Source organism: Fructobacillus tropaeoli, assembly GCF_001047135.2.
Lineage (GTDB): Bacteria > Bacillota > Bacilli > Lactobacillales > Lactobacillaceae > Fructobacillus > Fructobacillus tropaeoli.
The window spans coordinates 84,666-109,655 of record NZ_DF968080.1 but is presented as its reverse complement, the minus strand read 5'-3'; the positions used below and the strand labels follow the sequence as shown (position 1 = coordinate 109,655).

Genomic DNA, 24,990 nt, shown 5'->3' with positions numbered 1-24,990 from the left:
TAGGGTTTCCTTTTAATTTAGAATCATTATAAATAACTTGCCATTTTTGAATTTTTTCTATAGAATAAAGGGATAATCAACAAAGGGGGAGATTTCCTTGAAAAATATGAAGCGCTTATCGCCATTTTCGTTGGTCTTGTTATTTACGTCCTTTACGATGTCAATCTCTCAGTCCACGATGACGACAGCCTATCCAATTTTAATGAAGCAGTTTGGGATTAACGCTGCTAATGTGCAGTGGGTAACCTCTGGCTTTATGGTTGCTATGACCTTAGTGATGCCTTTGTCACCCTGGTTACTAGACAACATTCCATTGAAAAAGTTATTGAATTTGATTGTCGATGTCTTTCTTGTTGGAACGTTGTATGCGATGGTTACGCCAAATTTTCTTGGTGTTGTGATTGGTCGTTTACTTGAGGGAGTTGCCGTTGGAGCACTTTTTCCAACTTACCAGGCGGTAATTTTAGAAAATACACCAAAGGATGACCGTGGTGTGGCAATGGGGACCGTCGGTCTGGTCATGGGTTCGGCACTGGCTGTTGGCCCAATCGTTTCCGGGATTGTTCTGCAATGGGGATCATGGCGGATTTTGTTCGGCCTATTCTTTATCGTCTTGCTAGTTTTGATTACGACAATGCAATCCAAGATTGAAAATACGCACAAATTAGAGCCACGTAACTTTGACTTTTTGTCTGCTTTTCTTCTGATTGGCTTTGCCGGTATTCTTTATACGATTTCAGTCTTACCCGCTACTGGTTGGAATTGGCCACTGGGGCTGATTTTGCTGCTTTCCGTTATTTTCTTGTTGACCTTTGTCGTTCGCCAGCTGAAGGAAGAAACGCCATTCTTGGACTTACGAGTTTTCAAGTATCAGGGTTACTTGCCTGCCATGCTGTTAACGGGAATGTCTTATTCTGGCTTAATTACCGCGACAGTTTTGATGCCATTGTACTTCCAAAAGGTTTATCATCTGGTGCCAATTCTTTCAGGTCTGTTGATGATTCCGGCAGCCGTCTTCTTGTCTTCCATGAACCCACGTGCCGGTCGGCTGCTGGAAAAAATTGGTCTGCGTCCCTTAGTCTTGCTTGGCTCAACCATGATGGTTTTGGGTTACTTAGACTTAGCTGTCTTTGGAACAAAGTACCTGTTACTGGCCATCATTGGTGCCATGCTTCTGGAAGGTGGGAATGCCTTCATCATGATGCCAGCAGTTACGGCTGCCAACAATGCTTTGCCTAAGCACTTAGTTTCCCACGGTACAGCCATCATTACGACCATGCGCCAGGTGATTGGGGCGACATCGATTTTGGTTGCCAGTATCTTGATTGGTGTGTTTATCAAGTCGACCTCCTATGGGGCTGCTTTGAACCACACGGCTGCTTGGTTTATCTTGATTCCGTTATCTGGATACTTATTGGCCAGTCGAATTCGCGTCCAAAAGCAAGATTAAAAATCAGAAAAGAAATTGCTTTGCTTTGAAGTTCGAAATTTGACAGACAAATTTCGGGCTTTTTATGTCGCGATTTTCCTTTTTGAAACAAAATGATACTAGCTTTTAGGGCCGTTATCACGTAAAATAGGTTGGATAAGAAAAATGATTGAGTGGGCTTTTTGGCCCCTTGGAGGCAATTTTGGCAAAGAAACCGTTACTAATTGGTATTACAGGTGGGTCTGGTTCTGGTAAGACCACCGTTTCCAAGGCGTTAATCACTCGTTTAAGTGCAAACCAGCCAGTCTTGTTGCAGCAAGACGTTTATTACAAGGACCAGTCGGACAAGCCAATGACTGAGCGGGTTAAGACGAACTATGATCATCCGGATTCGATTGAAACGGATCGATTCGTCGCTGATTTGGAAAAGTTGATTGACTACCAGGCAATTGATATTCCGGTTTATGATTATGCACAACATACGCGATCAAGCGAAACGGTTCATATTGAGCCGGCCGATGTGATCATTGTTGATGGGGTTTTGCTTTTCAACGATGCGCGTGTTCGCCACTTGCTTGATTTGAAGGTGTTTGTTGATACGGATGATGATATTCGCTTTATCCGTCGTCTCCAACGTGACACGCATGAGCGTGGCCGGACGGTTGAAGGCGTGATTGAGCAATACTTGGCAACCGTTAAGCCAATGCACAATCAATTCGTTGAACCCACAAAGCGTTATGCAGACATTATCGTACCAGAAGGTGGAGAAAACTTTGTGGCCATCGATATGTTGATGAACCAGGCAATTGCCATGGTTGAAAAAGAAGAACAAGAATAGCACGTAAAAACGCACTGTTGATTAACAGTGCGTTTTTTGTTGACTAATACTGATTTTTAAGCAAAGATACGAAACGGTGGTTAATGAAGTCGGGTGCTCTCAATCACGTCACGCATGGTATCGACGACATGTTGCGTTTGGGTTGGCAGCTTTGAGCCTGCAAGGGTGAAAAGCGTGTCGATGATGGTTAACTGGGCGACCAAAGAGGACATTGATTCTGACCGGAAGTTAATTTCTTCTGCTAAGGACAAGAAGACTAAGTCAGCCATCTTGGCCAAAGGAGAATCGGCGAAGGAAGTAATGGCGATAAAGGGCACTTGATTGTCCTTTAGCTTTTGGGCAACAAAGAGGGTATCTTCGTTGCGACCGGAGTGGGAGATCACGACCGCAGTATCCTGCGGCGTTAACTTGACGGCCTGCATTAATTGAATGTCGTAATCAGGGTGAGAAATCACATCAATTGGGGTGCGTAAGAATTTGTGGTAGGCGTCAAAGGCGGCAATCGAAGAACCACCAATGCCAAAGAACCCAACTCGCTTCGCCGAAGTCAGCCATTTTACCGCTTGGTCTAATTTTTCGGCATTCAAGTTATCGATGGTCATTGAAAGAGCATTTTGGGCACCGGCAAAAACTTTCTTTGTAATGGCGGCGGTGTCATCGGCATCCTCAATTTCCCCAAACAAGTCAACGGGCGGCTTTCGTTGATTATAAGAAGCTAAAGCCACCGAAAAGTCGCGGTAGGAGGCAAAACCGATTTTTTTAACAAAACGTGAGATGGAAGCGGTCGATACGCCAGTCTCTTCAGCCATTTCACGGATAGTGCCGGTTGCAGCTTCGGCTGGTTTGGCCTTAATATAAGTAATCAGTTTACTTTCGGTCTGATTATAACCGGCCGGATTTTGTCCGAGTTTAGCAAAAATTGAATTTGGCATAATTGTCTCTCTTTATTATTGAAGAACCTAAGAATATAAATACTATACCTAAATTGAAATTTATTTTCAATTATCACTTGCATCGTGTAAATAATTTTCATATAATAGGACTTGTAGTTTAATAGAAGAATTCAAAAAAGAGGTAATACACATGAAGTTTGCCATGATCGGCCTTGGTAAGATGGGTCTTAACTTGGTTAAGAACGCCGTTGACAATGGTCACGAAGTTGTTGCATTCGACTTGAACAAGGATTTTGTTGCAGAAGCAGATGCTTATTCAGACAAGGTTGAAGGCGCAAGCTCAATCGATGACATGTTGGCTAAGTTGCCATCACCAAAGGTTGTTTGGGTAATGGTACCAGCCGGTGTTCCAACAAACTCAACAATCGATACTTTGATTGAAAAGATGGATAAGGGCGACATCATCATTGATGGTGGAAACTCAAACTACAAGGATAACTTGGAACAAAACAAGCGCACCACTGCAGCTGGTTTGAAGTTCTTCGATGCTGGTACTTCTGGTGGAATGTCAGGTGCTCGTAACGGTGGAAACTTCATGATTGGTGGCGATGACGCCGAAGCATGGAAGACAATCGAACCATTGTTTGCTTCAATCGCTTTGGAAGATGGTTACTTGTACACTGGTCGTTTGGGATCAGGTCACTACTTGAAGATGGTTCACAACGGAATCGAATACGGTATGATGCAAGCCATCGCCGAAGGTTTCGAAGTATTGGAAGCTTCACAATTCGATTACGACTACGAAGCAGTCGCAAAGTTGTGGAACCACGGTTCAGTTGTTCGTTCATGGTTGATGGAATTGGCCGAAGAACAATTTGCTAAGGATCCAAAGTTGTCAAAGATTTCTGGACGGATGCATTCATCTGGTGAAGGAAAGTGGACAGTTGAAGAATCACTTGACTTGGAAGTTCCAGCACCAGTTATCTACTTGTCACTTGCAATGCGTTACCGTTCATTGCAAGAAGACACGTTCACTGGAAAGGTTGTTTCAGCATTGCGTAACGGCTTTGGTGGACACGCAATGGACGCTGCTAAGTAATTTAAGATTTGTTTTGAAACTTGCTCCCGTTACTTGGGGGCTTTTTCTTTGAAAAGCTTATTCTATCAAGCACCTTGCTATTCTAGATTAAGCTGATTTATCAGAAAGAAGGCCGAGTGGCCTTTTTTCTGGAATTGTGATGGAGAAATAATCATGGATTATATGATTGGTATCGACTTAGGAACGACCTCAACCAAGGCCGTTTTGTTCGATGATCAAAACCAAGTGGTGGCCCAATCGAACGTTGGTTATCCCTTATACCGGGACCAAACGGATATGGCGGAAGAAGACTTAGAAGAAATCTTTGTCGCCTTCACCAATGCCCTCGCTGCTGTTGTTCGTAAGGCAAAGTTGAGCGAAGGGAATAAGATTGCAGCCGTTTCATTCTCATCAGCAATGCACTCATTGATTGCTTTTGATAAGGATTGGAAGCCACTGACGCGTGTTATTACTTGGGCGGACACTCGTGCCGTTAAGTATGCTGATGAATTAAAGGCATCTGGTCAGGGGATGGAAATCTACCAAAAGACTGGAACACCAATTCACCCAATGGCACCTTTGTCAAAGTTGCTTTGGTTGAAGAATGATCAGCCAGATATCTACAACAATGCTGCTCATTACTTGGGCATTAAGGAATATTTGTTCTTCCGTTTGTTCGGTGCAAACAAAATGGATATTTCAATTGCCTCAGGAACTGGTTTGTTCAACATCTTTAACTTGGATTGGGATGAGCAAGCTTTGTCAGTAACTGGTTTGTCAAAGGATCAATTGCCCGAACCTGTCTCACCATATGAATACGAAACCAAGATGAAGAGCGACTACGCAACGGTTCTTGGCTTGCCTGCTGATACACCATTTGTTTATGGAGCCGGTGATGGTCCATTGTCAAACCTTGGTGTTGATGCCGTTCAACCTGGTGTCGCAGCGATTACGATTGGAACTTCTGGTGCCATCCGTGTCGTTTCTGATAAGCCTGTTATCGATCCAAAGGGCCGGACATTTACTTATGCCTTGGACAAGGATCACTGGGTTGTTGGTGGACCCGTTAACAACGGTGGCGATGTCTTCCGTTGGGCCCGCGATAACCTCTTTGATGCCGAGAAGTCAACAGCCGCATTGCTTGGGCAAGACGCTTATGACTTGATGACTGAAGTGGCATCAAAGATTCCTGCTGGATCAGATGGTTTGCTCTTCCACCCATACTTGGGCGGAGAACGAGCACCAATTTGGGATGCAAACGCTCGTGGCTCATTCTTTGGTTTGAACCATTCACACACTCGTGCAAACATGATTCGTGCCGTTCTGGAAGGAATTACCTTTAACGTCTACATGGTCTCATTGGCCTTGGAAGAAGTTGTTGGTTCATTGAAGTCCATCCAAGCAACTGGTGGTTTTGCTCGCTCACCTTTGTGGCGACAAATGTTTGCGGATATCTTTGAACAACCAGTGACAGTGCCACAAGCCTTTGAATCAGGTGCATTGGCCGCTGTTGTTGTTGCTCAAAAGGCCTTGGGTCAAATTGATGATTTGTATGAAATCTCAAAGTATGTTGGTGAGTCAAACACTTACCAACCAGATCCAGAAAACTTCGAAGCTTATCGGGAATTGGCACCAATCTTTATTCGCTTGTCACGCCAATTGCAAACTGAATATGATAACATTGCCGACTTCCAGCGTAAGCACATGAAGTAAGGCGCAGAGATAATAGGAGAGAAAGCCAAGCGGCTTTCGTATGGATAAATGGAATTTGTTATGTTATTCGTGTCCATCTTACTCTTGCTGGTTTTAATCACCAAGTTTAAGTTGAACACCTTCGTATCGTTGGTCATTACGGCCTTCGTTTTGGCCCTCTTGTTGGGCATGAACCCATCAAAGATCCCGGATGCCGTTTTGGGCGCCCAGGGAATGGGAAACATCTTGGGATCAAACGCTGTTATCTTCATCTTTGGTGGAATGATTGGTCGTTTGGTTGCTGATGCTGGTGGTTCTTATCGAATCGCTAAGACCTTGATTGCTTGGTTCGGTTTGAAGCGTTTGCAATGGGCCGTTTTGTTAGCTTCCTTTATCATTGGAATTTCAATGATTTTCGGAGTCGGCATGGTTTTGTTGATTCCAATCGTCTTTGCCGTTGCCATTGAAGCGGGTGTCCCATTGCTTTACTTGGGAATCTCAATGACGGCTGCCTTGTCATCTGCACAAGGTTTCTTGCCACCACAACCAGCTCCAACTGCTGTTGCCTCACAATTGGGCGCAAACGTTGGTTTGATGTTGATTGTTGGTTTGATTGTTTCAATCATCACGGCCGTTGTTGCCGGTCCTGTTTATACAAAGTTGGCACAGAAGTTTGCTCCTGATGCCTTCCAATTCAAGGAACATATCGAAGCGGTTGGTGAAGTGAAGGAATATGACTTAGATAAGTCACCAAGCTTTGGTTTGTCAGTCTTGACTTCTGTCTTTCCATTGATCTTTATGATCATCGCCACTATTTATAAGTTGGTGGTTTCAGGCGGAAAGGCTCCAGCTAATCCCGACATGGTTTACCGAGTAATCGATTTCTTGGCCAACCCAGCCGTTGCGATGACCATTTCTTTGATCTTTGCTATCTTTGCAATGGGACCTGGTCAAAAGCGCTCAATGAAGGATGTTGAAGCTTCATTGACTGAAGGCTTGAACTCAGTTGCCGGCATCTTGTTGATTGTTGGTGGTGGTGGTGCCTTGCGTGGTGTTTTGGTGACATCAGGTATGTCAAACCAAATCGCCCACTTGTTCCAATCATCAGGTTCAATGTCTCCTATCACGATTGTTTTGTTTGCTTGGGCAGTGGCCTCATTGCTTCGAATTGCCGTTGGTTCAGCCACGGTTGCTGGTATCACGGCTGTTGGTGTCGTGAACGGTATCTTAGCTGCTAACCCACACGGTGACTTGTTGCTCGTCTTGGTTGCCTTGGCCATTGGTGCAGGTTCATTGATTGCTTCTCACGTTAACGATGCTGGATTCTGGATCTTTAAGGAATACTTCGACTTGACGGTTAAGCAAACTTTCCAAATCTGGACGGTTTTGGAAACAGTTATTTCTGTAACTGGTTTGATTGTTATCTTAATTATTACGGCACTTTTTGTTTAAATCAGTGCAAAAAAAGAACTGTTGGTATTAACAACCAACAGTTTTTTTGTATAATAGAGTTGCAATTTGTAATCGTTCTGGTACAATAGTGACCATTGGTGATTCACATGTAAGTGGTCACTTCGATAAATGTGATGGAAGGATATTATGAAATCTCATAAAATTGGTTTACTACAACTTGTTCTTTTGGGACTAGGATCATTGATTGGTTCTGGTTGGCTGTTTGGTTCTTGGGAGGCAACTCGTGTTGCTGGGCCGGCCGCCATTATCTCATGGGTGATTGGAGCGGTCGTGATTGGCGTGATTGCCTACACCTATATTGAATTGGGAACGATGTTTCCGCAGTCGGGTGGAATGTCAAAGTTTGCCCAGTATACCCACGGTTCACTCTTAGGTTTTATTGCTTCATGGGCGAACTGGGTGTCACTGATTACTTTGATTCCAATCGAAGCGGTGGCGGCCGTTCAATATATGTCAACTTGGCCTTGGAAATGGGCAAACTGGACGCATCATTTCTTAAGTAATGGTCAAATCACGACACCAGGTCTGCTCGTTGTCTTTGGCTTCATTGCCATTTTCACGCTGCTGAACTACTGGTCGGTGACTTTGCTGACTCGCTTTACATCGGCAATCTCATTCTTAAAAATTGGGGTACCGTTGTTAACGATTTTGATGTTGACCATTTCAAGCTTCCACCCAGGAAACTATGGCTCAACTGTTCATCAGTTCATGCCTTATGGAACAGCACCAATCTTTGCTGCAACGACTGTTTCTGGTATTATCTTCTCTTTTAATGCCTTTCAAACAATCATTAACTTCGGTTCAGAAGTTAAGGACCCTACAAAGGATATTTCTCGGGGAATCGTGATTTCCTTAGGAATCGCAGCAGTTTTGTACATCTTGATTCAATCAACCTTTATTACGGCGATTGAACCATCTGAAATTGCTAAATTTGGTTGGCACGGAATCGATTTCCAGTCACCATTTGCTGATTTGGCCATCTTACTTGGCTTGAACTGGTTGTCAATCTTGCTGTATACGGATGCCTTTGTTTCACCATTTGGAACAGGTGTTTCCTTTGCGGCCTCAACTGGTCGTGTCTTGGCAGCGATGGCTTCCGATAAGCACATCCCACAATACTTGGGTAAGATTAACGAAAAGTACGGTATTCCACGAATGGCCATGGTCACGGATGCCATCCTATCAATGATTATGGTCACGGTTTTCCGGTCATGGGGAACCTTGGCGGCCGTTATTTCAACTGCTACCTTGATTGCGTATTTGACGGGACCAGTTACGGTTATGTCACTGCGAAAGATGGCACCTGATTTCAATCGACCATTTAAGTCGAAGAGCATGAAGTACATGGCTCCTTTGGCCTTTGTATTGGCTTCATTAGCCACTTATTGGGCAATGTGGCCAACTACGATTGAAGTTATCTTGATTATTGTCTTGGGATTGCCATTCTACTTCTTCTACGAGTGGAAGCAGGGCTGGTCAATGGACCGTGCTAAGCAGCAAATCAAGGGATCTTCCTGGTTACTTTGGTACTTGGTTGCCTTGTCAATTGAATCATATATTGGTTCACACGAATTTAATGGAATCGGCCTTGTGAAGTATCCATTGGACTTCGTGATGATTATTGTCGTTGCTTTGGCCTTCTACTTCTGGGGAACGGGCTCACGCTTGGTTACCAAGCATTTCCGTCGCGCCAAGAAGATTAATGATACGGTTGAAGTTGAAGAACCTGAACTTTAATATTGATTTAAACAAAAAGAATCGGTTAATCCGGTTCTTTTTTTAATTCAGCAAGGAATCCTTCAGATTACAAGGCGATAAATGAGAAACTATAAAATTAACAAAGCTAGTATTAATAAAGTATTTGACATTTAAATTAGAAAATGCTAATATTTTTGATAGTTTATAAATTAAGAAAGTAGGAAATGCTTATGGTAGATAAAAGCGGGATGGGCTCTTGGTTTAGGAGAGCTGATCCATCAGCGTTCGAACAAAGTGATGCCCATCTGAAAAAGACACTGGGTGTGAAGGAAATGTTGGCCTTGGGAGTTGGAACAATTGTTTCAACGGCCATCTTTACCTTGCCAGGAATCGTGGCAGCGAACCACGCGGGGGCAGCCGTTACTTTGTCCTTCGTGGTTGCCGCAGTCGTTTCTGGTTTGACAGCCTTTGCTTATGCGGAGTTTGCTTCTGTTTTGCCATTTGCCGGTTCCGTTTATTCTTGGGCCAACGTTGTCTTTGGTGAAGTTTTCGGTTGGATTGCCGGTTGGGCCTTGTTGGCTGAATACTTTATCGCCGTTGCTTTCGTTGCTTCTGGTTGGTCAGCCAACTTCCACCAATTCCTAGCTAATTTTGGCTTGTCATTGCCAAAGGCCTTAAACGGTTCCTTTGCTGCCGGAAACGGTGGAGTGATTGACCTCTTCTCACTTTTGGCCGTTTTGATTGTGGCCACTTTGCTTTGGAAGGGAACGAACACGACTGCCAAGGTTGAAAATACCTTGGTTGTCTTGAAGGTCTTGGTTATCTTGCTCTTTATCGTTGTGGGTGCCACTGCTATCCATCCTTCAAACTATGCCAACTTTATTCCAGCTCATAAGCCAGGGACGACTTTTGGTGGTTGGCAAGGAATTTCAGCGGGTGCTTCACAAATTTTCTTGGCTTATATTGGCTTTGACTCAATTGCTGCCAACTCTGCTGAAGCCAAGAACCCACAGAAGACGATGCCTCGTGGTATCATTGGTTCTTTGATTATCGCCACGGTCTTGTTCGTGACGGTTGCCTTGGTCATGGTTGGAATGTTCCACTATACCCAGTATGCTAACAACGCTGCGCCAGCTGCTTGGGCCTTGGAAAAGGCTGGACACCCACTTGTGTCAAATGTTTTGTCTGTTGTTGCCTTGGCTGGTATGTTTACGGCCATTATCGGAATGATGTTGGCTGGTTCTCGTTTGCTTTATGCCTTCGGCCGCGATGGTTTGTTGCCAAAGTTCTTGGGAGACGTTAACGGTAAAGGTTTGCCAAACAACGCTTTGCTGGTCTTGACCGTCATTGCCGTTTTGGTTGGTTCTGTCTTCTCATTCAACGAATTGGCCGGTTTGATTTCAGCCGGAACGTTGATTGCCTTTATCATGGTTTCGGTTGGGGTTTACGCCTTGCGTCCACGTGAAGGAAAGGATTTGCCAGTACCTGGCTTCAAGATGCCACTTTACCCAGTTTTGCCTGCTTTGGGCGCCTTGGGTGCTTTCTATATCTTCTGGTCATTGGACATCCAGGCCCGTATTTATGCTGGCTTCTGGTTCGTCTTAGGCTTGCTGGTTTATATGTTCTATGGTTCACGCCATTCACGTTTGCACAAGTAAATCAGAATGACTTAACTCAATATTTTTTCATGAAAGCCCGGAAATTTCCGGGCTTTTATTGTATAATGATTAAAAACAAATGAGAAAATGAGGTTGGGTATGAGTAGAAACTTAGATATTTTAGCCGAAGAGGATCAAAACCGAAATGAGGCGGCCCGGATTAAGTATTTTGACTTAGTGGTGCAGTCTGGGTCTGGGGCGACAGTGACGGATGCTGATGGGAAGACCTATATTGATTTGTTGGCCTCTGCTTCTGCCATTAACTTTGGGCATTGCCATCCAAAAGTGGTTCAGGCCATTAAGGATCAGGCTGAACAGCTGATTTTGTATACGCCAGCTTATTTTGCGAATACGACTACGGCGAAGCTTTTGGACCGGCTGTCCCAATTAACGCCAGGCGACTTTGATAAGAAGGTTGCTTTAGGAAATTCGGGTTCAGATGCCAACGAGGCGATGATTAAGTTTGCCAGAGCTTATACTGGGCGGCCAAATGTGGTGACTTTTACCGGCGCAATGCACGGGTCGACCTATGCAGCCTCGATTGCTTCAGCCATTTCATTAAATCAGGTCCGCAAAATTGGCCCATTGATGCCCGGCTTTTATAAGGCACCGTTCCCGGACAGCCATGACCGACTACCAGGAGAAAATGAGCATGACTTCTCCTTGCGTAAATTTGCTGAATTTAAGCAGCTTTTTGAGAGTTATGTGCCGGCGGACGAGACGGCGCTGGTCTTAATTGAACCAATCCAGGGGGATGGCGGCATCGTCAAGGCGCCGCAAGAATACATGGATTTGATTTATCAATTCACTAGGGAAAACGGTATTGTTTTTGCAGTGGATGAAGTCAACCAGGGCTTGGGCCGGTCTGGCACGATGTGGTCAATTGATCATTTCGGGATTGTGCCTGATTTGCTAGCCATTGGAAAATCGATTGCCTCTGGTTTACCATTGTCAGCCGTCGTTGGGAAGGCTGAAATCATGGATGCCTTGCCCGCACCGGGCCATCTCTTTACGACTGGGGGTAACCCAGTGGCGGCCGCAGCTGCCTTGGCTGGTTTGGACGTCTTAGAGGAAGAGGACTTGGTTGGTCGGTCAAAGCGCTTGGGCAAGCGAGTGCAAGAATACTTTGATCATGCTAAACTCCGTTATACCTGCCTCGGTGATGTACGCATTTACGGTCTTGATGGTGGCATTGATATCGTTGACAAGGATGGCCAGCCTGATGCCCAATTAGCGAGCCAAATCATTTTCAGGCTCTTTGATTTAGGGGCCGTTATGATTACGCTTCGGGGCTTTATTTTGCGTTTCCAGCCACCTTTGGTGATTACAGAGGAACAGCTTGACCAGGTCTTTGCAATGTTTGACCAAGTCTTTACGGAGGCTGACGATGGCACTCTGAAGCCATTGCCAAAAGACCGCGCAATTGGCTGGTAAAGAGACTTTCGCCAAGAAAAAATTGTGCTATAATTATCCATAGTAACTGGATATGCGGTCTTATAGCTTCCTTTTAGCAAGGTGTTGGTTGATGGAAAACACTAGGAACATAAGCTCGTGCTCCCAGGATAAATGCCGAAATCGGCCGCATCCTAGCGTTATCAGGACTTAAAGGTAAAGATTTGAAAGATCATTACAAACAGCGGTGGTACCACGGTCACGCGTCCGCTCTTTGTTTTGGTCTTTTTTATTTAACCGAAAACCAAAGGAGAACTCATGAAAGAATTATCATCAGCCGAAATTCGGCAAATGTTCTTAGATTTTTTTGCCAGTAAGGACCACTTGGTGGTACCGGCCAAGTCATTGATTCCAGAAAACGACCCATCTCTATTGTGGATTAACTCTGGGGTGGCTACTTTAAAGAAGTACTTTGATGGCTCTGTTGTGCCACCAAAGCCTCGATTGACTAACGCGCAAAAGGCCATTCGAACAAACGATATTGAAAACGTTGGTAAGACTGCCCGCCACCATACGCTTTTTGAAATGATGGGAAACTTCTCAATTGGGGATTACTTTAAGGAAGAAGTAATTCCTTGGGCTTGGGAACTCTTGACTTCACCAGAATGGTACGGCTTGGACAAGGAAAAGCTGTACGTCACGGTTTATCCAAAGGACCAAGAGTCATGTAAAATCTGGGAAGAAAAGACTGATTTGCCAGCAGGTCACGTTTATGAAGTCGAAGATAACTTTTGGGATATCGGTGAAGGCCCTTCAGGTCCCGATTCTGAAATTTTCTATGACCGTGGTGAGGCCTTTGCTGATTTGCCAGCGGATGATCCCGAAATGTATCCAGGGGGTGAAAACGAACGCTACTTGGAAATCTGGAACATCGTCTTCTCACAGTTTAACCACTTGCCTGGATTAACGGACAACAGTACGTACCCAGAATTGCCACATAAAAACATTGATACGGGAATGGGACTCGAACGATTGGTTTCCGTTTTCCAAAATGGTCGGACAAACTTTGATACGGACTTGTTCTTGCCAATTATTCATGAAACTGAAAAATTAGCTAACGGTGCCAAGTACGATGAAACCAAGGATACGCCCGAAAACGTTTCCTTTAAGGTAATTGCTGACCACATTCGAGCAATTTCCTTTGCCATCGCTGACGGTGCTAAGCCAAGTAACGAAGGTCGTGGCTACGTTATCCGCCGCTTGCTTCGTCGAGCTGTTTTGCATGGCCAAAAGTTGGGCATTCAGGGTGAATTCCTGACAAAGCTGGTACCAGCCGTGATTAGTACATTGGATTCTTATTATCCAGAATTGAAGGCCAACCAAGCTGAAATTGAAAAGACAATCTTGGCTGAAGAGAAGCGCTTTAACAAGACTTTGAAGGCCGGTTTGTCACTCTTGGACGAAGTGATTGCTGAGGCCAAGAAGAATGGCCAAAAGGAAATCTCTGGTGCAGATGCCTTTAAGTTGTCTGATACCTATGGCTTCCCAGTTGAATTAACGGAAGAACAGGCTGAGGACGCTGGTTTGTCAGTTGACATGGCTGGCTATCAGGAAGCATTGCAAGAGCAGCGTGACCGTGCGCGTGCCGCTCGTTCAACCGACAATGCCATGGGCGTTCAAAACGCTGCCTTAACAGACTTGAAGGTACCATCAACTTATGTTGGTTGGACTGATAAGGCTGTTCTTGGTGCCAAGGTTGTCGCTGTTTTGGTTCACGATGAAAACGGCGTGGCCCAAGTGGCAACAGAAGCTCATGCTGGCCAAACGGCTTGGTTGGTCTTTGATAAGACACCATTCTACGCTGAAATGGGTGGCCAAGTTGCTGATTTTGGAACGGTTAAGGATGAAAATGATAACATCTTGGCCGAAGTGACGGATGTTCAAAACGGACCAAATGGTCAGCACATCCATACGGCGCAAATTATGGCCGATGTGAAGGTCGACCAGGTGGTTGATTTGGCCATCGATTTGGACCGCAACCGTGCCGTCTCATTGAACCACACGGCCACTCACATGTTGGATCAGGCATTGCGGAATGTCATTGGTGGGGATGTCCACCAGGCTGGTTCTTTGGTGGAACCTGAGTACTTGCGCTTTGACTTTAATCATGAAGGTCCAGTTGACCAAGCAACGTTAAATCAGATTCAAGACCAAGTTAACGAGCAAATCGCCAAAAACTTGCCGGTTACTTGGGAAGAAATGTCCCTTGAGGATGCCAAGAAGGTTGGCGCCGTGGCGGTCTTTGATGACAAGTACGGTGACACGGTTCGAGTGGTTTCCATTGGCGACTATAACCAAGAATTTGATGGTGGAACTCACGCCCAGTCAACGGCTGAGTTGGGACTCTTTACGATTGTTTCTGAATCCGGTATCGGGGCGGGTGTTCGTCGAATTGAGGCATTGACTTCAATTCCGGCCTTAACGCGCTTTGAGGCAGAGGAACAGACACTTGCTGCCATTGCCAAGAGCTTGAAGGTACCAAACCTTTTGGCCGTGAAGGACAAGGTTGAAGAGGTTCAAGCTGATTTAAAGGCTGCTAATCAGCAGATCGAAGCGATGCAGGCACAATTAGCTGCCTTGCAGGCTGGCGAACTCTTCAATAGTCCAAAGCAAATTGGTCAATTAACGGCCGTGGTTGCTCAAGTCAAGGTCGATAACGCCGGTGGCTTGCGCCAAATGGCAGATGTTTGGCGCGATAAGGGAGCGTCAAACATCTTGGTTTTGGCTGCTGCCATTGGCGACAAGGTTAACTTGTTGGTTGGTGCTGATAAGACGGCCAACGCGGCCGGCATTAAGGCGGGGGATGTGGTTAAGGCCATTGCCCCAACTGTCGGTGGCGGTGGCGGTGGCCGACCTGATTTGGCCCAAGCCGGTGGAAAGGACCAAAGCAAGATTGCTGAAGCCCTCGACCAAGCCGAAAAAATCATTGGTCAAGCTTAATACATTCTTTGATAGAAGGTCGACGGAGGACAACTGGCAAATTGGTCAGCTTGGAATTTAGTCGGCTTTTTGCTTGGAAACGTGTTAAACTAAAGACACGTAAAAGTGAAAATTATGAAGAAAGGAGTGTGTACGATGAGTGTGAACGATAAGACTGCGATTTTTGACTTCGGTAACCAGGCACCAAAGGATATCCATGAAACGATGGTATTGGTTTATGCCGCTTTGGAAGAAAAGGGTTACAATCCAATCAATCAGATCGTTGGGTATTTAATGTCTGGCGACCCAGCTTATATTCCCCGACTCCATGACGCGCGTAATTTAATTAAGCGTCACGAGCGCGATGAAATCATCGAGGAGCTCGTACACGCCTATTTAAATAAGTAATGCGGATACTAGGACTTGATGTAGGCTCAAAAACAGTTGGTGTAGCCGTTTCCGACCCAATGGGTTGGACGGCACAAGGGGTGGAAATCATCCGCATCAACGAGGGCGAAAAAGTCTTTGGCTTAGACCGCTTGGGTGAAATTATCCAAGAAACAGGCGCAAAGGGTGTCGTTTTAGGTCTGCCTAAGAACATGAACAATACCGAAGGCCCTCGTGCCGAAGCGGCGCGAGCGTACGCTAAAATGGTGGAAGATCGTTTTAGCTTGCCCACTGATTTTCAAGATGAACGATTAACAACGGTTCAGGCGGAACGGATGCTAATCGAAGAGGCGGATGTTTCCCGGAAGAAGCGTAAGAAGGTTATCGACAAGATTGCCGCAGAATTCATTTTGCAAAATTATTTGGACGCTAACGGTAAGTTGACTAAGTAAATCTGTTTTTTACTTTGGCGCAATCGTAACAATAACAAAGGATTTTTTTATGGCTAAGCAAAACCCAGAAATTGACAAGATTACTCTGATTGATGACAACGGCGACGAAACTTTATACGAAGTTTTGTTTACTTTCCATTCAGAGGAATTTGACCGTTCATATATCTTGCTCGTCCCAGACGGTGTCGAAGAAGATGAAGAGGTTGATGTACAAGCATACATTTTCAACCCAGCCGAAGATGGCGAAGCAACGGAAGAAGATTTGTTGCCAATTGAAGATGATGCAGAATGGAACATGGTCGAAGAAGTGTTGAACACTTTCTTGGATGATGATTCAAACTTTAACTAAGCATGATGATTAGTCACCACACTGTTGTGGTGACTTTTTTTGACTCAAATTGGTGATGAAAAAGGGATTGTTTGGAGCAAAAATCAGCAGTGATCAGTGTTAGTTTTTCTAACAAGAGACAATAGTTGACCATCGCACTTTTTTATGTCAGAAAAGCTTGCCAAAGGCATTTACAGGTGCTAAAATACTAACAAGCAAACAAAAGTTGCAATCCTTTAAAGCCGACCGGAGAGTCGCTAAGGTGGACAAGCAGCAAGGTAATGGTTGGAAGAAGTTCCTGACCCCTGGGCGAGACCCTGGCTAACCTTGACAAAAAGGCTGACAAAAATGGACGAAGTGCAAGCTAAACGGGTCCAGTCAACTGCCACTGACGCTCTGATCTTAGGATTAGGGCGTTTTTTATTGGAAAAATTGCAGCGGGAAAATCAAGGGGCATTGAGATGACGAATTGGAACAACTGCCTAGACCTAGCAGATTTATCAACAACGCAATTACAAGAAGTCTTGGACTTAGCCCAAGACTACCAGGCTGGGAAACAGGCACCAGCCTTGAAACGTCCGGTTTACGGCGTGAACCTCTTCTTTGAGAATTCAACGCGAACCAAGTCATCCTTTCAGATGGCAGAGAAGAAATTAGGGATTGACCTAATTGATGTTAATCCAGCGACTTCTTCCGTTCAAAAAGGCGAAACACTGTCGGACACGCTGCGAACCTTGGAAGCAATCGGCGTTGACTTTGCCGTTATTCGCCACGGTCAAACAGGTTGGTACCAAGAACTGGTTGAGAATCCTTACGTAACAATGGGCTTGTTCAACGCAGGCGATGGCGCTGGTGTTCACCCATCACAAACGCTTTTAGATTTATTAACAATTGAAAATGAATTTGGTCGAATTGACGGCCTTAAGGTTGGTATTATCGGTGATTTGGCTCACTCACGAGTGGCAAAATCAGATGCCAAAATTTTAAAGTCATTAGGTGCAACGCTTTACTTTGGCGGACCTGATTCCTGGTACAGTCATGACTTTGATGATTTGGGGACGTTTGGCACGCTGGAAGAAATTTTACCGGAATTAGATGTTGTCATGATGCTCCGGGTGCAATTGGAGCGCTTCGATGAAGCCAATCGCGACGCCTTCACGGCCGTTGATTATTATCAACAGTTTGGTTTAACACAAGAGAGAGCCAAGCTGTTACCAGAACACAGCATTATCATGCACCCAGCCCCAGTTAATCGCAATGTTGAAATTGCAAGCGAATTGGTGGATGGCGACAAATCACGGATTTTCACCCAGATGGGCAACGGGGTTTTCGCCCGGATGGCGATGATTACCAAGGTCCTACAGGCACGCGGCTTAATGGAGGCTGACAAATGAGAGTATTGATTAAGCATGCAGCAATTAACAAGCGCTGCCAGGATATCTTAATTGTGGATGGCAAGATTGAAAAAATTGCCAGGGGAATTGAAGTCCCAGCCGACGAAGAAATTAATGCTCATGGTGCAGCAGCCATTCCCGGTTTGATTGATGTCCACGTGCATTTCCGTGAGCCAGGCTTAACTTATAAGGAAACCATCGAGACAGGCTCTCACGCAGCCGCTCATGGAGGCTTCACAACAGTGATGACCATGCCAAACGTCAAGCCAGTTGTTGACACTGCCGAGAAGGTTCGTCAACAGGTTTTGTTAAATCAGAAAAATAGCCTGGTGAAGATTGCCCAGTTTGGCGCTTTATCCGCTGATTTGGTTGGCGTGGGCGCAGCTGATTTACAGGCAATGGCTGATGCCGGTGCCATGGCCTTCTCAAACGATGGCCACGGTGTCCAAGACGCGCAGACGATGTTGGAAGCCATGAAGGCGGCTAAGCAGGCCGACCGCGTGATTTCAGCTCACTTGGAAGATGATTCCTTAATCCAAGGTGGGGTAATGAATGCTGGACCGGAGGCTGAGCGCTTGGGCTTGCCCGGGATGACAGGGTTGTCCGAATCAACTCAGTTAGCTCGCGACCTGGTAATGGCGCAGGCAACCGGCGTTAAGTACCACATCGCCCATATCTCAACCAAGGAATCTGTTGCCCAGGTTCGCTTGGCCAAGCAGATGGGCCTGTCAGTGACAGCGGAAGTTTCACCACACCACTTGTTCTTGGATGATAGCATGATTGAAACCGATGACCCAATGTTCAAAATGAACCCACCATTGCGGTCAAGAGAAGATCGACTAGCCCTAATCGCTGGGCTTTTGGATGGGACGATTGACATGATTGCCACCGACCATGCACCACACAGCGAAGAGGAAAAATCAGGTTCTATGCACGATTGCTCATTTGGCATTGTGGGATTGGAAACGGCTTTGCCACTGGTTTATACCCACTTTGTTAAAAGCGGCTTGGTCGACTTGGATACTGTCCTTGATTGGATGGTTCGCCGCCCAAAGCAGGTCTTTAACCTCGCATCTGCAGGTGAACTACGAGTTGGCGACGCAGCCGACATCGCTCTGGTTGATTTCATCCATCCATACAAGATTAACCCAGAAGAATTTGAATCAAAGGGGAAGAATACCCCATTTACCGGTCAAGAGGTTTACGGCAAGGTCTTAAAGACCTTGGTCGACGGCCACTTGGTCTATCAAGCAAAGAAGGAGTAAGGCAATGCAAGGATACTTAGTATTGAAAAATGGATCAGTTTACGCCGGTGAGCGTTTTGGATCCGAAAAAGATTTGTTAACAGAAGTTGTCTTTTCAACCGGGATGACTGGTTACCAAGAAACGATGACTGATCCCTCATATTTTGGCCAAACAATGGTCTTCACTTACCCTTTGATTGGTAATTACGGCATTAACTTGGACGATAACGAAGGGGCTGGTAGCAAGCCTGCCGTTGATGCCATTATCGTTAAAGACCTGGCCCGCCGTCCTGCTAACTTCCGTTCTGTGATGACCCTTGCTGATTTTGCCAAGGAAGAAGACTTGCCAGGATTGACTGGCGTTGATACACGGAAATTAGCCAAGGAAATCCGCGACCATGGTTCCATGCCTGCCGTCTTGGTCTCTGAATTAAATCAGGAAAAGATTGATGCCCTCTTTGCTCAGGACTACCCATCATTGTTGTTGGCCCGGGCAAAGAAGGAGGAAGAAATCGAGACCTTCGTTGGTGAAGCTGACGGTCCAAAGATTGCTTTGTTGGACTTTGGTTTGAAGGGCTCAATCGTCAAGGCCTTGCAAAAGCGTGGCGCAACGGTAACGGTTTTCCCTGGGAAGACGCCAGCATCCGTAATTGAAGCCAGCAACCCTGACGGTGTTTTGCTATCAAACGGACCTGGCGACCCAACTCAGTACGGTTATGCAACGAAGACCATCCTTGAATTGCAAAATAAGTACCCAATCATGGGGATTTGCTTGGGACACCAGCTCTTTGCCATTGCCAACGGTGCCAAGACTTACAAGATGAAGTTTGGTTACCGTGGCTTTAACCACGCCGTGACGGATGTGGACCACAAGCGGAAGTACTTCACCTCACAAAACCATGGTTATGCCGTTGATCGGGCTTCATTGGCCGGTACGAATTTGGAAGTAACCCACGAAGAAATTAATGCTGAAACTGTTGAAGGCGTTCGGTTGAAGGATAAGGAAGCATTTTCAGTCCAATTCCATCCGGATGCTTCGCCAGGACCACACGACGCCGAATATATCTTTGACAACTTCATTAACAAGTTGACGGAAAAGAAGGGAGCCTAAGATGCCCAAGCGAAATGACATTCATAAAATTTTGGTAATTGGTTCGGGACCAATTATTATCGGTCAAGCGGCCGAATTTGACTATTCCGGTTCACAGGCCTGCCTCTCATTAAAAGAAGAGGGCTACCAGGTGGTGTTGATTAACTCCAACCCTGCTACCATCATGACGGACCAAGAAATTGCCGATAAGGTGTACTTGGAACCAATTACCTTGGATTTCGTCAAGGAGGTCTTGTACCGAGAAAAGCCGGATGCCATTTTGCCAACCTTAGGAGGCCAAACTGGCCTAAACATGGCGAAAGATTTAGCTGATTCTGGTATCTTGCAGGAATTAAACATTGAATTGCTTGGAACAAAGTTGCCAGCCATCGAACAGGCTGAAGACCGTGAATTGTTCAAGGATTTGATGGAAGAATTGAACGAACCAGTACCGGAATCACAAATTGCCACAACAGTCGAAGAAGCAGCTGATTTTGCCGAGAAGATTGGTTATCCAGTTGTTGTCCGTCCTGCTTATACGCTTGGTGGAACCGGCGGTGGTTTTGCCAATAATTTGGCTGAATTAGAAGAAATCACTGCCCACGGTTTGGAATTGTCACCAGTAACCCAGGTGTTGATTGAAAAGTCGATTGCCGGCTACAAGGAAATCGAGTTTGAAGTCATGCGTGATGCTGCTGATAACGCTTTGATTGTGGCGGGGATGGAAAACATCGATCCAGTTGGGGTGCACACAGGTGACTCCATCGTTGTTTCGCCAACGCAGACCCTCTCGGACCGTGACTATCAAATGATGCGGGATTCCGCTTTGAAGATTATCCGAGCCTTGAAAATTGAGGGTGGTGTCAACATCCAAATGGCTTTGGACCCAGAGTCCTTCCAGTACTACATTATCGAAGTGAACCCCCGTGTTTCTCGTTCATCAGCCTTGGCCTCCAAGGCAACTGGTTATCCAATTGCTAAGATGGCGGCCAAGATTGCCGTTGGTTTGCATTTGAACGAAATTAAGAATCCCGTGACTCAGACGACTTGGGCTGCCTTTGAACCAGCCCTTGATTATGTTGTGACCAAGATTCCACGTTTCCCATTTGATAAGTTTGAACATGCTAACCGCACGTTGGGGACACAAATGAAGGCGACTGGTGAAGTCATGGCCATCGGGCGGACGCTGGAAGAATCATTGTTGAAGGCTGTTCGATCACTTGAAGTCGATGAAAAGGACCTGAGTGCTGGTTACTTTGACGGTGTTTCAACAGAAGACTTGAAGGCCCAATTGATGCCGGCCAAGGATGACCGCCTCTTCGCCATCGCTGAATTGATTCACCGCGGGGTGACGATTGAAGAAATTCATGATATTACCCAGATGGATTTGTTCTTCTTGGACAAGATTCTGCACATTATTGAAATCGAAAGAACGGTTCAGGCTGAACCCGACAACTTCGAGGAAATTAAAACAGCCAAGAAATATGGCTTCTCCGATGCTTGGTTAGCAAAGTTGACTGGTAAGACAGAAGCTGATTTCCGTGCTTGGCGCAAGGCACAGGGCTTGTTACCAACCTTCAAGATGGTTGATACAGTTGCCGGTGAATTTGAGTCAAAGACGCCTTACTACTATGGCACTTATGAAGACGAAAATGAGTCAATTGTCACGGACCGACCTTCCGTTTTGGTTCTTGGTTCTGGTCCAATCCGAATTGGGCAGGGAGTTGAATTTGACTACGCCACTGTTCACGCCGTGAAGGCCATCCAACAGGCGGGTTATGAAGCCATTATTCAAAACTCAAACCCCGAAACGGTTTCCACTGATTTTGCCATTTCCGACAAGCTTTATTTTGAACCATTAACCCTAGAAGATGTTTTGAACGTGATTGACCTCGAGCAACCTTTGGGTGTAGTGGTGCAATTTGGTGGTCAAACGGCCATTAACTTGGCTGCTGGTTTGGAAAAAGCTGGTGTGAAGGTCTTGGGAACAACGGTGGCTGATTTGGACCGTGGGGAAGACCGAGACGAATTTGCTAAGGTGATTGATAAGCTTGGCTTGCCAAAGCCAAAGGGGGAAACAGCTACGACCAAAGAGGGTGCCTTGAAAGCAGCCAATGACCTTGGTTACCCCGTTTTGATTCGACCATCTTATGTGATTGGTGGTCGGTCAATGGCCATCATCGATTCCGATGACGACCTGAAGACCTATATGGAACAGGCGGTGAAGGTTTCAAACGATCACCCAGTTCTGATTGATGACTACCTCACTGGTCAAGAAGCCGAAGTTGACCTGATTTCAGATGGTACGGACGTGTTGATTCCAGGAGTGATGGAGCATATTGAACGCTCTGGGATTCACTCAGGTGATTCCTTTGCAGTTTATCCAACGCAGCAGATGTCTGCTAATGTGAAGGCTCAAATCGTTGAATCTGCTCAAAAGTTGGCCAAGGAATTGAACGTAATTGGTTTGATGAATATCCAGTACGTGATTCATGATGAAATTGCCTACGTGATTGAAGTTAACCCACGGGCCTCGCGGACGTTGCCATTCTTGTCAAAGGTCACAGAGATTCCAATGGCTCAGGTCGCTACACAAATCATGTTGGGCAAGTCTTTGAAGGACTTGGGTTACCAATCTGGTTTGGTTCCTGAACCAGCAGAAGTTCACGTGAAGGCACCGGTCTTCTCGTTTGCCAAATTAGCTGGCTTGAATTCAACGGTTGGACCAGAAATGAAGTCAACTGGTGAAGTCATGGGAACCGCTGACAACTATGATCAAGCACTCGCTAAGGCGATGGTTGGTGCTGGCTTGCCAATTTTGCACCAGGGTCGGATCCTTTGGGATTTGGCCGAAGCAGACCAGCAAGAGGGCTTGGCCCTGGCTAAGCGCTTTGCAGCCCTTGGCTTTGAATTGGCTGCTACTGGTAGCAATTTGGCCTTCTTGCAGGAAAACGGTGTTGCAGCTAAAGCAGCGCCAGCTGATTTGCCAATGGCGATGGCGAAAGAAGAATTCCAAATCATGGTCAACACACTCGACCAGGCTGATCAGGCTTTGGCGGGAGAGAGCTCTGTTCGAGCGGCAGCCATTGTCAACGAGGTGGCCTTGTTTACGGCCTTGGATACCGTCGCTGCTTACTTGACGGTTTTGGAATTACCAGAAGAAACACACTTTGTAAAAGCATTGGGAGAATGATTCATGACGGAAATTGATTTAAGCGCTGACCTCTTTGGTCAAACTTTAACGAGCCCATTGCTCAACGCTTCTGGGGTCCACTGCCAGACCAAAGAAGAACTGAATGACTTGGCAAATACGAGTAACTTGGGTGCGATGGTGACAAAATCAGCAACGCTGCAAGCTCGTGAAGGAAACCCAAACCCACGTTACTATGACCTTGAAAATGGTTCGATTAACTCGATGGGGCTGCCAAACTTGGGTTATGATTTTTACCTTGATTACGTTTTGCAAGAGCAGACAAAGCCCACAATCTTGTCAGTTGCTGCTTTGTCAGCGGCCGATGCGATTACTCTTTTAAAGGACTTGCAGGCTTCTGACTATCAGGGACCAACTGAATTGAACTTGTCTTGCCCAAACATTGTTGGGGAACCTCAATTGGCTTACGACTTTGAGGCCACCGACCGGGTCTTAAGCGAAGTTTTCAGCTTTTACACGAAGCCTTTGGGTGTAAAGTTGCCACCATACTTTGATTTAGTGCACTTCGATAAGATTGCTGCAGTCTTGAACAAGTACCCATTGACTCACGTGAACACGATTAATTCGATTGGTAACGGCCTGTGGGTTGATATCAAGCAAGAACAGGTTGTCACGAAGGCCAAGGGCGGCTTTGGTGGCCTTGGGGGAACAATGGTCTTGCCAACTGCTTTGGCCAATGTTCGGGCCCTTCGTCAACGTTTGAATGACAACATTAAGGTCTTGGGAACCGGTGGTGTGACTTCCGGGGCAGATGTTTTTGCACACATCCTTTGTGGGGCTGATTTGGTATCCGTCGGTACTCAAGTGATGAAGGAAGGCTTGGGCGTTTACGACCGTCTAGCCGAAGAATTAAAAGCCATTATGGCTGAAAAGGGTTACCAAACGCTGGCCGACTTCCGCGGGAAGTTAAAGGAACTGTAAGACAGTTTTGGCTAAAAAATCAGTCAGCGTTTTGGCTGGTAAAATGATTAAACCAACAGTGATGTTGGTTTTTTCTTTTTTTGGCAAATAAATTAGAAAGGCGTATACTGGCTATATTCAATTTCAGACAACAATGATTCTAATAAAATGGAGGTGCCCTGGTGGCTAAAAAGCGGAAAAAGAAAAAATGGTTTTTCCTGCCAAAGGCGAAAAAAAAGCGGCGAATTTACTTTATGCTCTTGCTCGTTTTTCTAACTTTGATTGCTTTGACCGTGGCGATGAACCAATCGATGACAACCAAAAAGGATCAAATTATCTATCAAGACGAAGCCAAGCAAAAACAGCTCAAAATTTGGGCGCCCTTTGCACAAAAGATGCAATATAAGTACCGAATTTTTGCTTCCATCTCACTGGCACAGGCAATCTTGGAATCTGATTGGAACCAGTCGAGTCTGTCAAAGGACTATAACAACTTGTACGGCATTAAAGCATCGGCTAGCCAGGCTGGTGTGGTCGTTCCTACCAAGGAGTATGAGGACGGTCATTGGATTACAGTCGATCAAAAGTTTGCTTCCTACAAGACCTGGCAGGAATCGATGGAGGCGCATGCCCAGCTTATTTCAAAGGGGACCCACTGGAATCCTAACCAATATGAGCATGTGCTGGCAGCCAAAAATTACCAAGCAGCAGCGCAAGCCCTTGTTCAAGATGGGTATGCGACGGATCCAACCTATGCGGCCAAATTAGTGGCGGTCATTGAAACCTGGAATTTAAAGCGCTTTGATTTGGCGGTGAAGATGGGGGATGTTACTTCCTAAAATGGATTGATTGAG

Annotated in this window: 19 protein-coding genes; 18 read left to right on the top strand and 1 reads right to left on the bottom strand. The window is 45.8% G+C overall.

The window, feature by feature from the left end; all coding sequences use genetic code 11:
- The first annotated feature begins 106 nt into the window (after positions 1–106).
- Both AOQ32_RS03395 and udk read left to right on the top strand, forming a co-directional pair.
- A complete protein-coding gene (locus tag AOQ32_RS03395; RefSeq protein ID WP_059393596.1) occupies positions 107–1,450 on the top strand; it encodes an MFS transporter in 1,344 nt (447 codons plus the stop codon).
- Between the two features lie 181 nt (positions 1,451–1,631).
- Positions 1,632–2,267, top strand: a complete 636-nt coding sequence (udk, locus tag AOQ32_RS03390; protein ID WP_059393693.1) for a uridine kinase — start codon at positions 1,632–1,634, stop codon at positions 2,265–2,267.
- Positions 2,268–2,347: 80 nt separating this feature from the next.
- On the opposite strand, the gene AOQ32_RS03385 is transcribed toward udk, so the two are convergent.
- Positions 2,348–3,199: a MurR/RpiR family transcriptional regulator gene (locus AOQ32_RS03385; RefSeq protein ID WP_059393595.1), complete on the bottom strand. Its 852-nt coding sequence runs from the start codon at positions 3,197–3,199 to the stop codon at positions 2,348–2,350.
- 151 nt (positions 3,200–3,350) lie between these two features.
- Between AOQ32_RS03385 and gnd the strand changes: the two genes are divergently transcribed.
- The 16 genes from gnd (at position 3,351) to AOQ32_RS03300 (ending at position 24,975) form a co-directional block, all read left to right on the top strand.
- Positions 3,351–4,259: a phosphogluconate dehydrogenase (NAD(+)-dependent, decarboxylating) gene (gene gnd / locus AOQ32_RS03380; RefSeq protein ID WP_059393594.1), complete on the top strand. Its 909-nt coding sequence runs from the start codon at positions 3,351–3,353 to the stop codon at positions 4,257–4,259.
- A 153-nt stretch (positions 4,260–4,412) separates the two neighbouring features.
- Positions 4,413–5,951, top strand: coding sequence for a gluconokinase (gntK, locus tag AOQ32_RS03375; protein WP_059393593.1), 1,539 nt, complete (start codon positions 4,413–4,415; stop codon positions 5,949–5,951).
- A gap of 48 nt (positions 5,952–5,999) precedes the next feature.
- On the top strand, positions 6,000–7,382 hold the full coding sequence (locus AOQ32_RS03370; protein ID WP_059393592.1) for a gluconate:H+ symporter: 1,383 nt from the start codon (positions 6,000–6,002) through the stop codon (positions 7,380–7,382).
- Between the two features lie 147 nt (positions 7,383–7,529).
- Positions 7,530–9,140: an APC family permease gene (locus tag AOQ32_RS03365; protein WP_059393591.1), complete on the top strand. Its 1,611-nt coding sequence runs from the start codon at positions 7,530–7,532 to the stop codon at positions 9,138–9,140.
- A 191-nt stretch (positions 9,141–9,331) separates the two neighbouring features.
- Entirely contained in the window at positions 9,332–10,759 is a 1,428-nt protein-coding gene (locus AOQ32_RS03360) for an APC family permease (protein ID WP_059393590.1), read from the top strand.
- A gap of 99 nt (positions 10,760–10,858) precedes the next feature.
- Positions 10,859–12,193 (top strand): aspartate aminotransferase family protein, encoded by a 1,335-nt coding sequence (locus tag AOQ32_RS03355; protein ID WP_059393589.1) that lies wholly within the window; start codon positions 10,859–10,861, stop codon positions 12,191–12,193.
- A gap of 276 nt (positions 12,194–12,469) precedes the next feature.
- Positions 12,470–15,151: an alanine--tRNA ligase gene (gene alaS / locus AOQ32_RS03350; RefSeq protein WP_059393588.1), complete on the top strand. Its 2,682-nt coding sequence runs from the start codon at positions 12,470–12,472 to the stop codon at positions 15,149–15,151.
- A 135-nt stretch (positions 15,152–15,286) separates the two neighbouring features.
- Positions 15,287–15,538, top strand: a complete 252-nt coding sequence (locus AOQ32_RS03345) for an IreB family regulatory phosphoprotein (RefSeq protein WP_059393587.1) — start codon at positions 15,287–15,289, stop codon at positions 15,536–15,538.
- Positions 15,538–15,969 carry a Holliday junction resolvase RuvX gene (ruvX, locus tag AOQ32_RS03340; protein ID WP_059393586.1) on the top strand — a complete coding sequence of 144 codons (432 nt, stop codon included), beginning with the start codon at positions 15,538–15,540 and terminating at the stop codon, positions 15,967–15,969. Before AOQ32_RS03345 ends, ruvX begins: the two co-directional genes overlap by 1 nt.
- 49 nt (positions 15,970–16,018) lie before the next feature.
- Positions 16,019–16,318: a DUF1292 domain-containing protein gene (locus AOQ32_RS03335; RefSeq protein WP_059393585.1), complete on the top strand. Its 300-nt coding sequence runs from the start codon at positions 16,019–16,021 to the stop codon at positions 16,316–16,318.
- 440 nt (positions 16,319–16,758) lie between these two features.
- Positions 16,759–17,691, top strand: coding sequence for an aspartate carbamoyltransferase catalytic subunit (locus AOQ32_RS03325; RefSeq protein WP_059393583.1), 933 nt, complete (start codon positions 16,759–16,761; stop codon positions 17,689–17,691).
- Positions 17,688–18,956: a dihydroorotase gene (locus tag AOQ32_RS03320; protein WP_059393582.1), complete on the top strand. Its 1,269-nt coding sequence runs from the start codon at positions 17,688–17,690 to the stop codon at positions 18,954–18,956. Before AOQ32_RS03325 ends, AOQ32_RS03320 begins: the two co-directional genes overlap by 4 nt.
- Positions 18,957–18,960: 4 nt before the next feature.
- Positions 18,961–20,046 carry a carbamoyl phosphate synthase small subunit gene (locus tag AOQ32_RS03315; RefSeq protein ID WP_059393581.1) on the top strand — a complete coding sequence of 362 codons (1,086 nt, stop codon included), beginning with the start codon at positions 18,961–18,963 and terminating at the stop codon, positions 20,044–20,046.
- A gap of 1 nt (position 20,047) precedes the next feature.
- Positions 20,048–23,218 (top strand): carbamoyl-phosphate synthase large subunit, encoded by a 3,171-nt coding sequence (carB, locus tag AOQ32_RS03310; RefSeq protein WP_059393580.1) that lies wholly within the window; start codon positions 20,048–20,050, stop codon positions 23,216–23,218.
- Positions 23,219–23,221: 3 nt separating this feature from the next.
- Positions 23,222–24,157, top strand: coding sequence for a dihydroorotate oxidase (locus AOQ32_RS03305; RefSeq protein WP_059393579.1), 936 nt, complete (start codon positions 23,222–23,224; stop codon positions 24,155–24,157).
- 161 nt (positions 24,158–24,318) lie between these two features.
- Positions 24,319–24,975, top strand: a complete 657-nt coding sequence (locus AOQ32_RS03300) for a glycoside hydrolase family 73 protein (RefSeq protein ID WP_059393578.1) — start codon at positions 24,319–24,321, stop codon at positions 24,973–24,975.
- Positions 24,976–24,990 lie beyond the last annotated feature (15 nt).

What these genes read in the sequence shown, in the direction of transcription:
- AOQ32_RS03395 (WP_059393596.1), top strand. Translation starts at nt 107, where the DNA reads ATGAAGCGCTTATCGCCATTTTCGTTGGTCTTGTTATTTACGTCCTTT.
- AOQ32_RS03385 (WP_059393595.1), bottom strand. Translation starts at nt 3,199, where the DNA reads ATGCCAAATTCAATTTTTGCTAAACTCGGACAAAATCCGGCCGGTTAT.
- gnd (WP_059393594.1), top strand. Translation starts at nt 3,351, where the DNA reads ATGAAGTTTGCCATGATCGGCCTTGGTAAGATGGGTCTTAACTTGGTT.
- gntK (WP_059393593.1), top strand. Translation starts at nt 4,413, where the DNA reads ATGGATTATATGATTGGTATCGACTTAGGAACGACCTCAACCAAGGCC.
- AOQ32_RS03370 (WP_059393592.1), top strand. Translation starts at nt 6,000, where the DNA reads ATGGAATTTGTTATGTTATTCGTGTCCATCTTACTCTTGCTGGTTTTA.
- AOQ32_RS03365 (WP_059393591.1), top strand. Translation starts at nt 7,530, where the DNA reads ATGAAATCTCATAAAATTGGTTTACTACAACTTGTTCTTTTGGGACTA.
- AOQ32_RS03360 (WP_059393590.1), top strand. Translation starts at nt 9,332, where the DNA reads ATGGTAGATAAAAGCGGGATGGGCTCTTGGTTTAGGAGAGCTGATCCA.
- AOQ32_RS03355 (WP_059393589.1), top strand. Translation starts at nt 10,859, where the DNA reads ATGAGTAGAAACTTAGATATTTTAGCCGAAGAGGATCAAAACCGAAAT.
- alaS (WP_059393588.1), top strand. Translation starts at nt 12,470, where the DNA reads ATGAAAGAATTATCATCAGCCGAAATTCGGCAAATGTTCTTAGATTTT.
- AOQ32_RS03345 (WP_059393587.1), top strand. Translation starts at nt 15,287, where the DNA reads ATGAGTGTGAACGATAAGACTGCGATTTTTGACTTCGGTAACCAGGCA.
- ruvX (WP_059393586.1), top strand. Translation starts at nt 15,538, where the DNA reads ATGCGGATACTAGGACTTGATGTAGGCTCAAAAACAGTTGGTGTAGCC.
- AOQ32_RS03335 (WP_059393585.1), top strand. Translation starts at nt 16,019, where the DNA reads ATGGCTAAGCAAAACCCAGAAATTGACAAGATTACTCTGATTGATGAC.
- AOQ32_RS03325 (WP_059393583.1), top strand. Translation starts at nt 16,759, where the DNA reads ATGACGAATTGGAACAACTGCCTAGACCTAGCAGATTTATCAACAACG.
- AOQ32_RS03320 (WP_059393582.1), top strand. Translation starts at nt 17,688, where the DNA reads ATGAGAGTATTGATTAAGCATGCAGCAATTAACAAGCGCTGCCAGGAT.
- AOQ32_RS03315 (WP_059393581.1), top strand. Translation starts at nt 18,961, where the DNA reads ATGCAAGGATACTTAGTATTGAAAAATGGATCAGTTTACGCCGGTGAG.
- carB (WP_059393580.1), top strand. Translation starts at nt 20,048, where the DNA reads ATGCCCAAGCGAAATGACATTCATAAAATTTTGGTAATTGGTTCGGGA.
- AOQ32_RS03305 (WP_059393579.1), top strand. Translation starts at nt 23,222, where the DNA reads ATGACGGAAATTGATTTAAGCGCTGACCTCTTTGGTCAAACTTTAACG.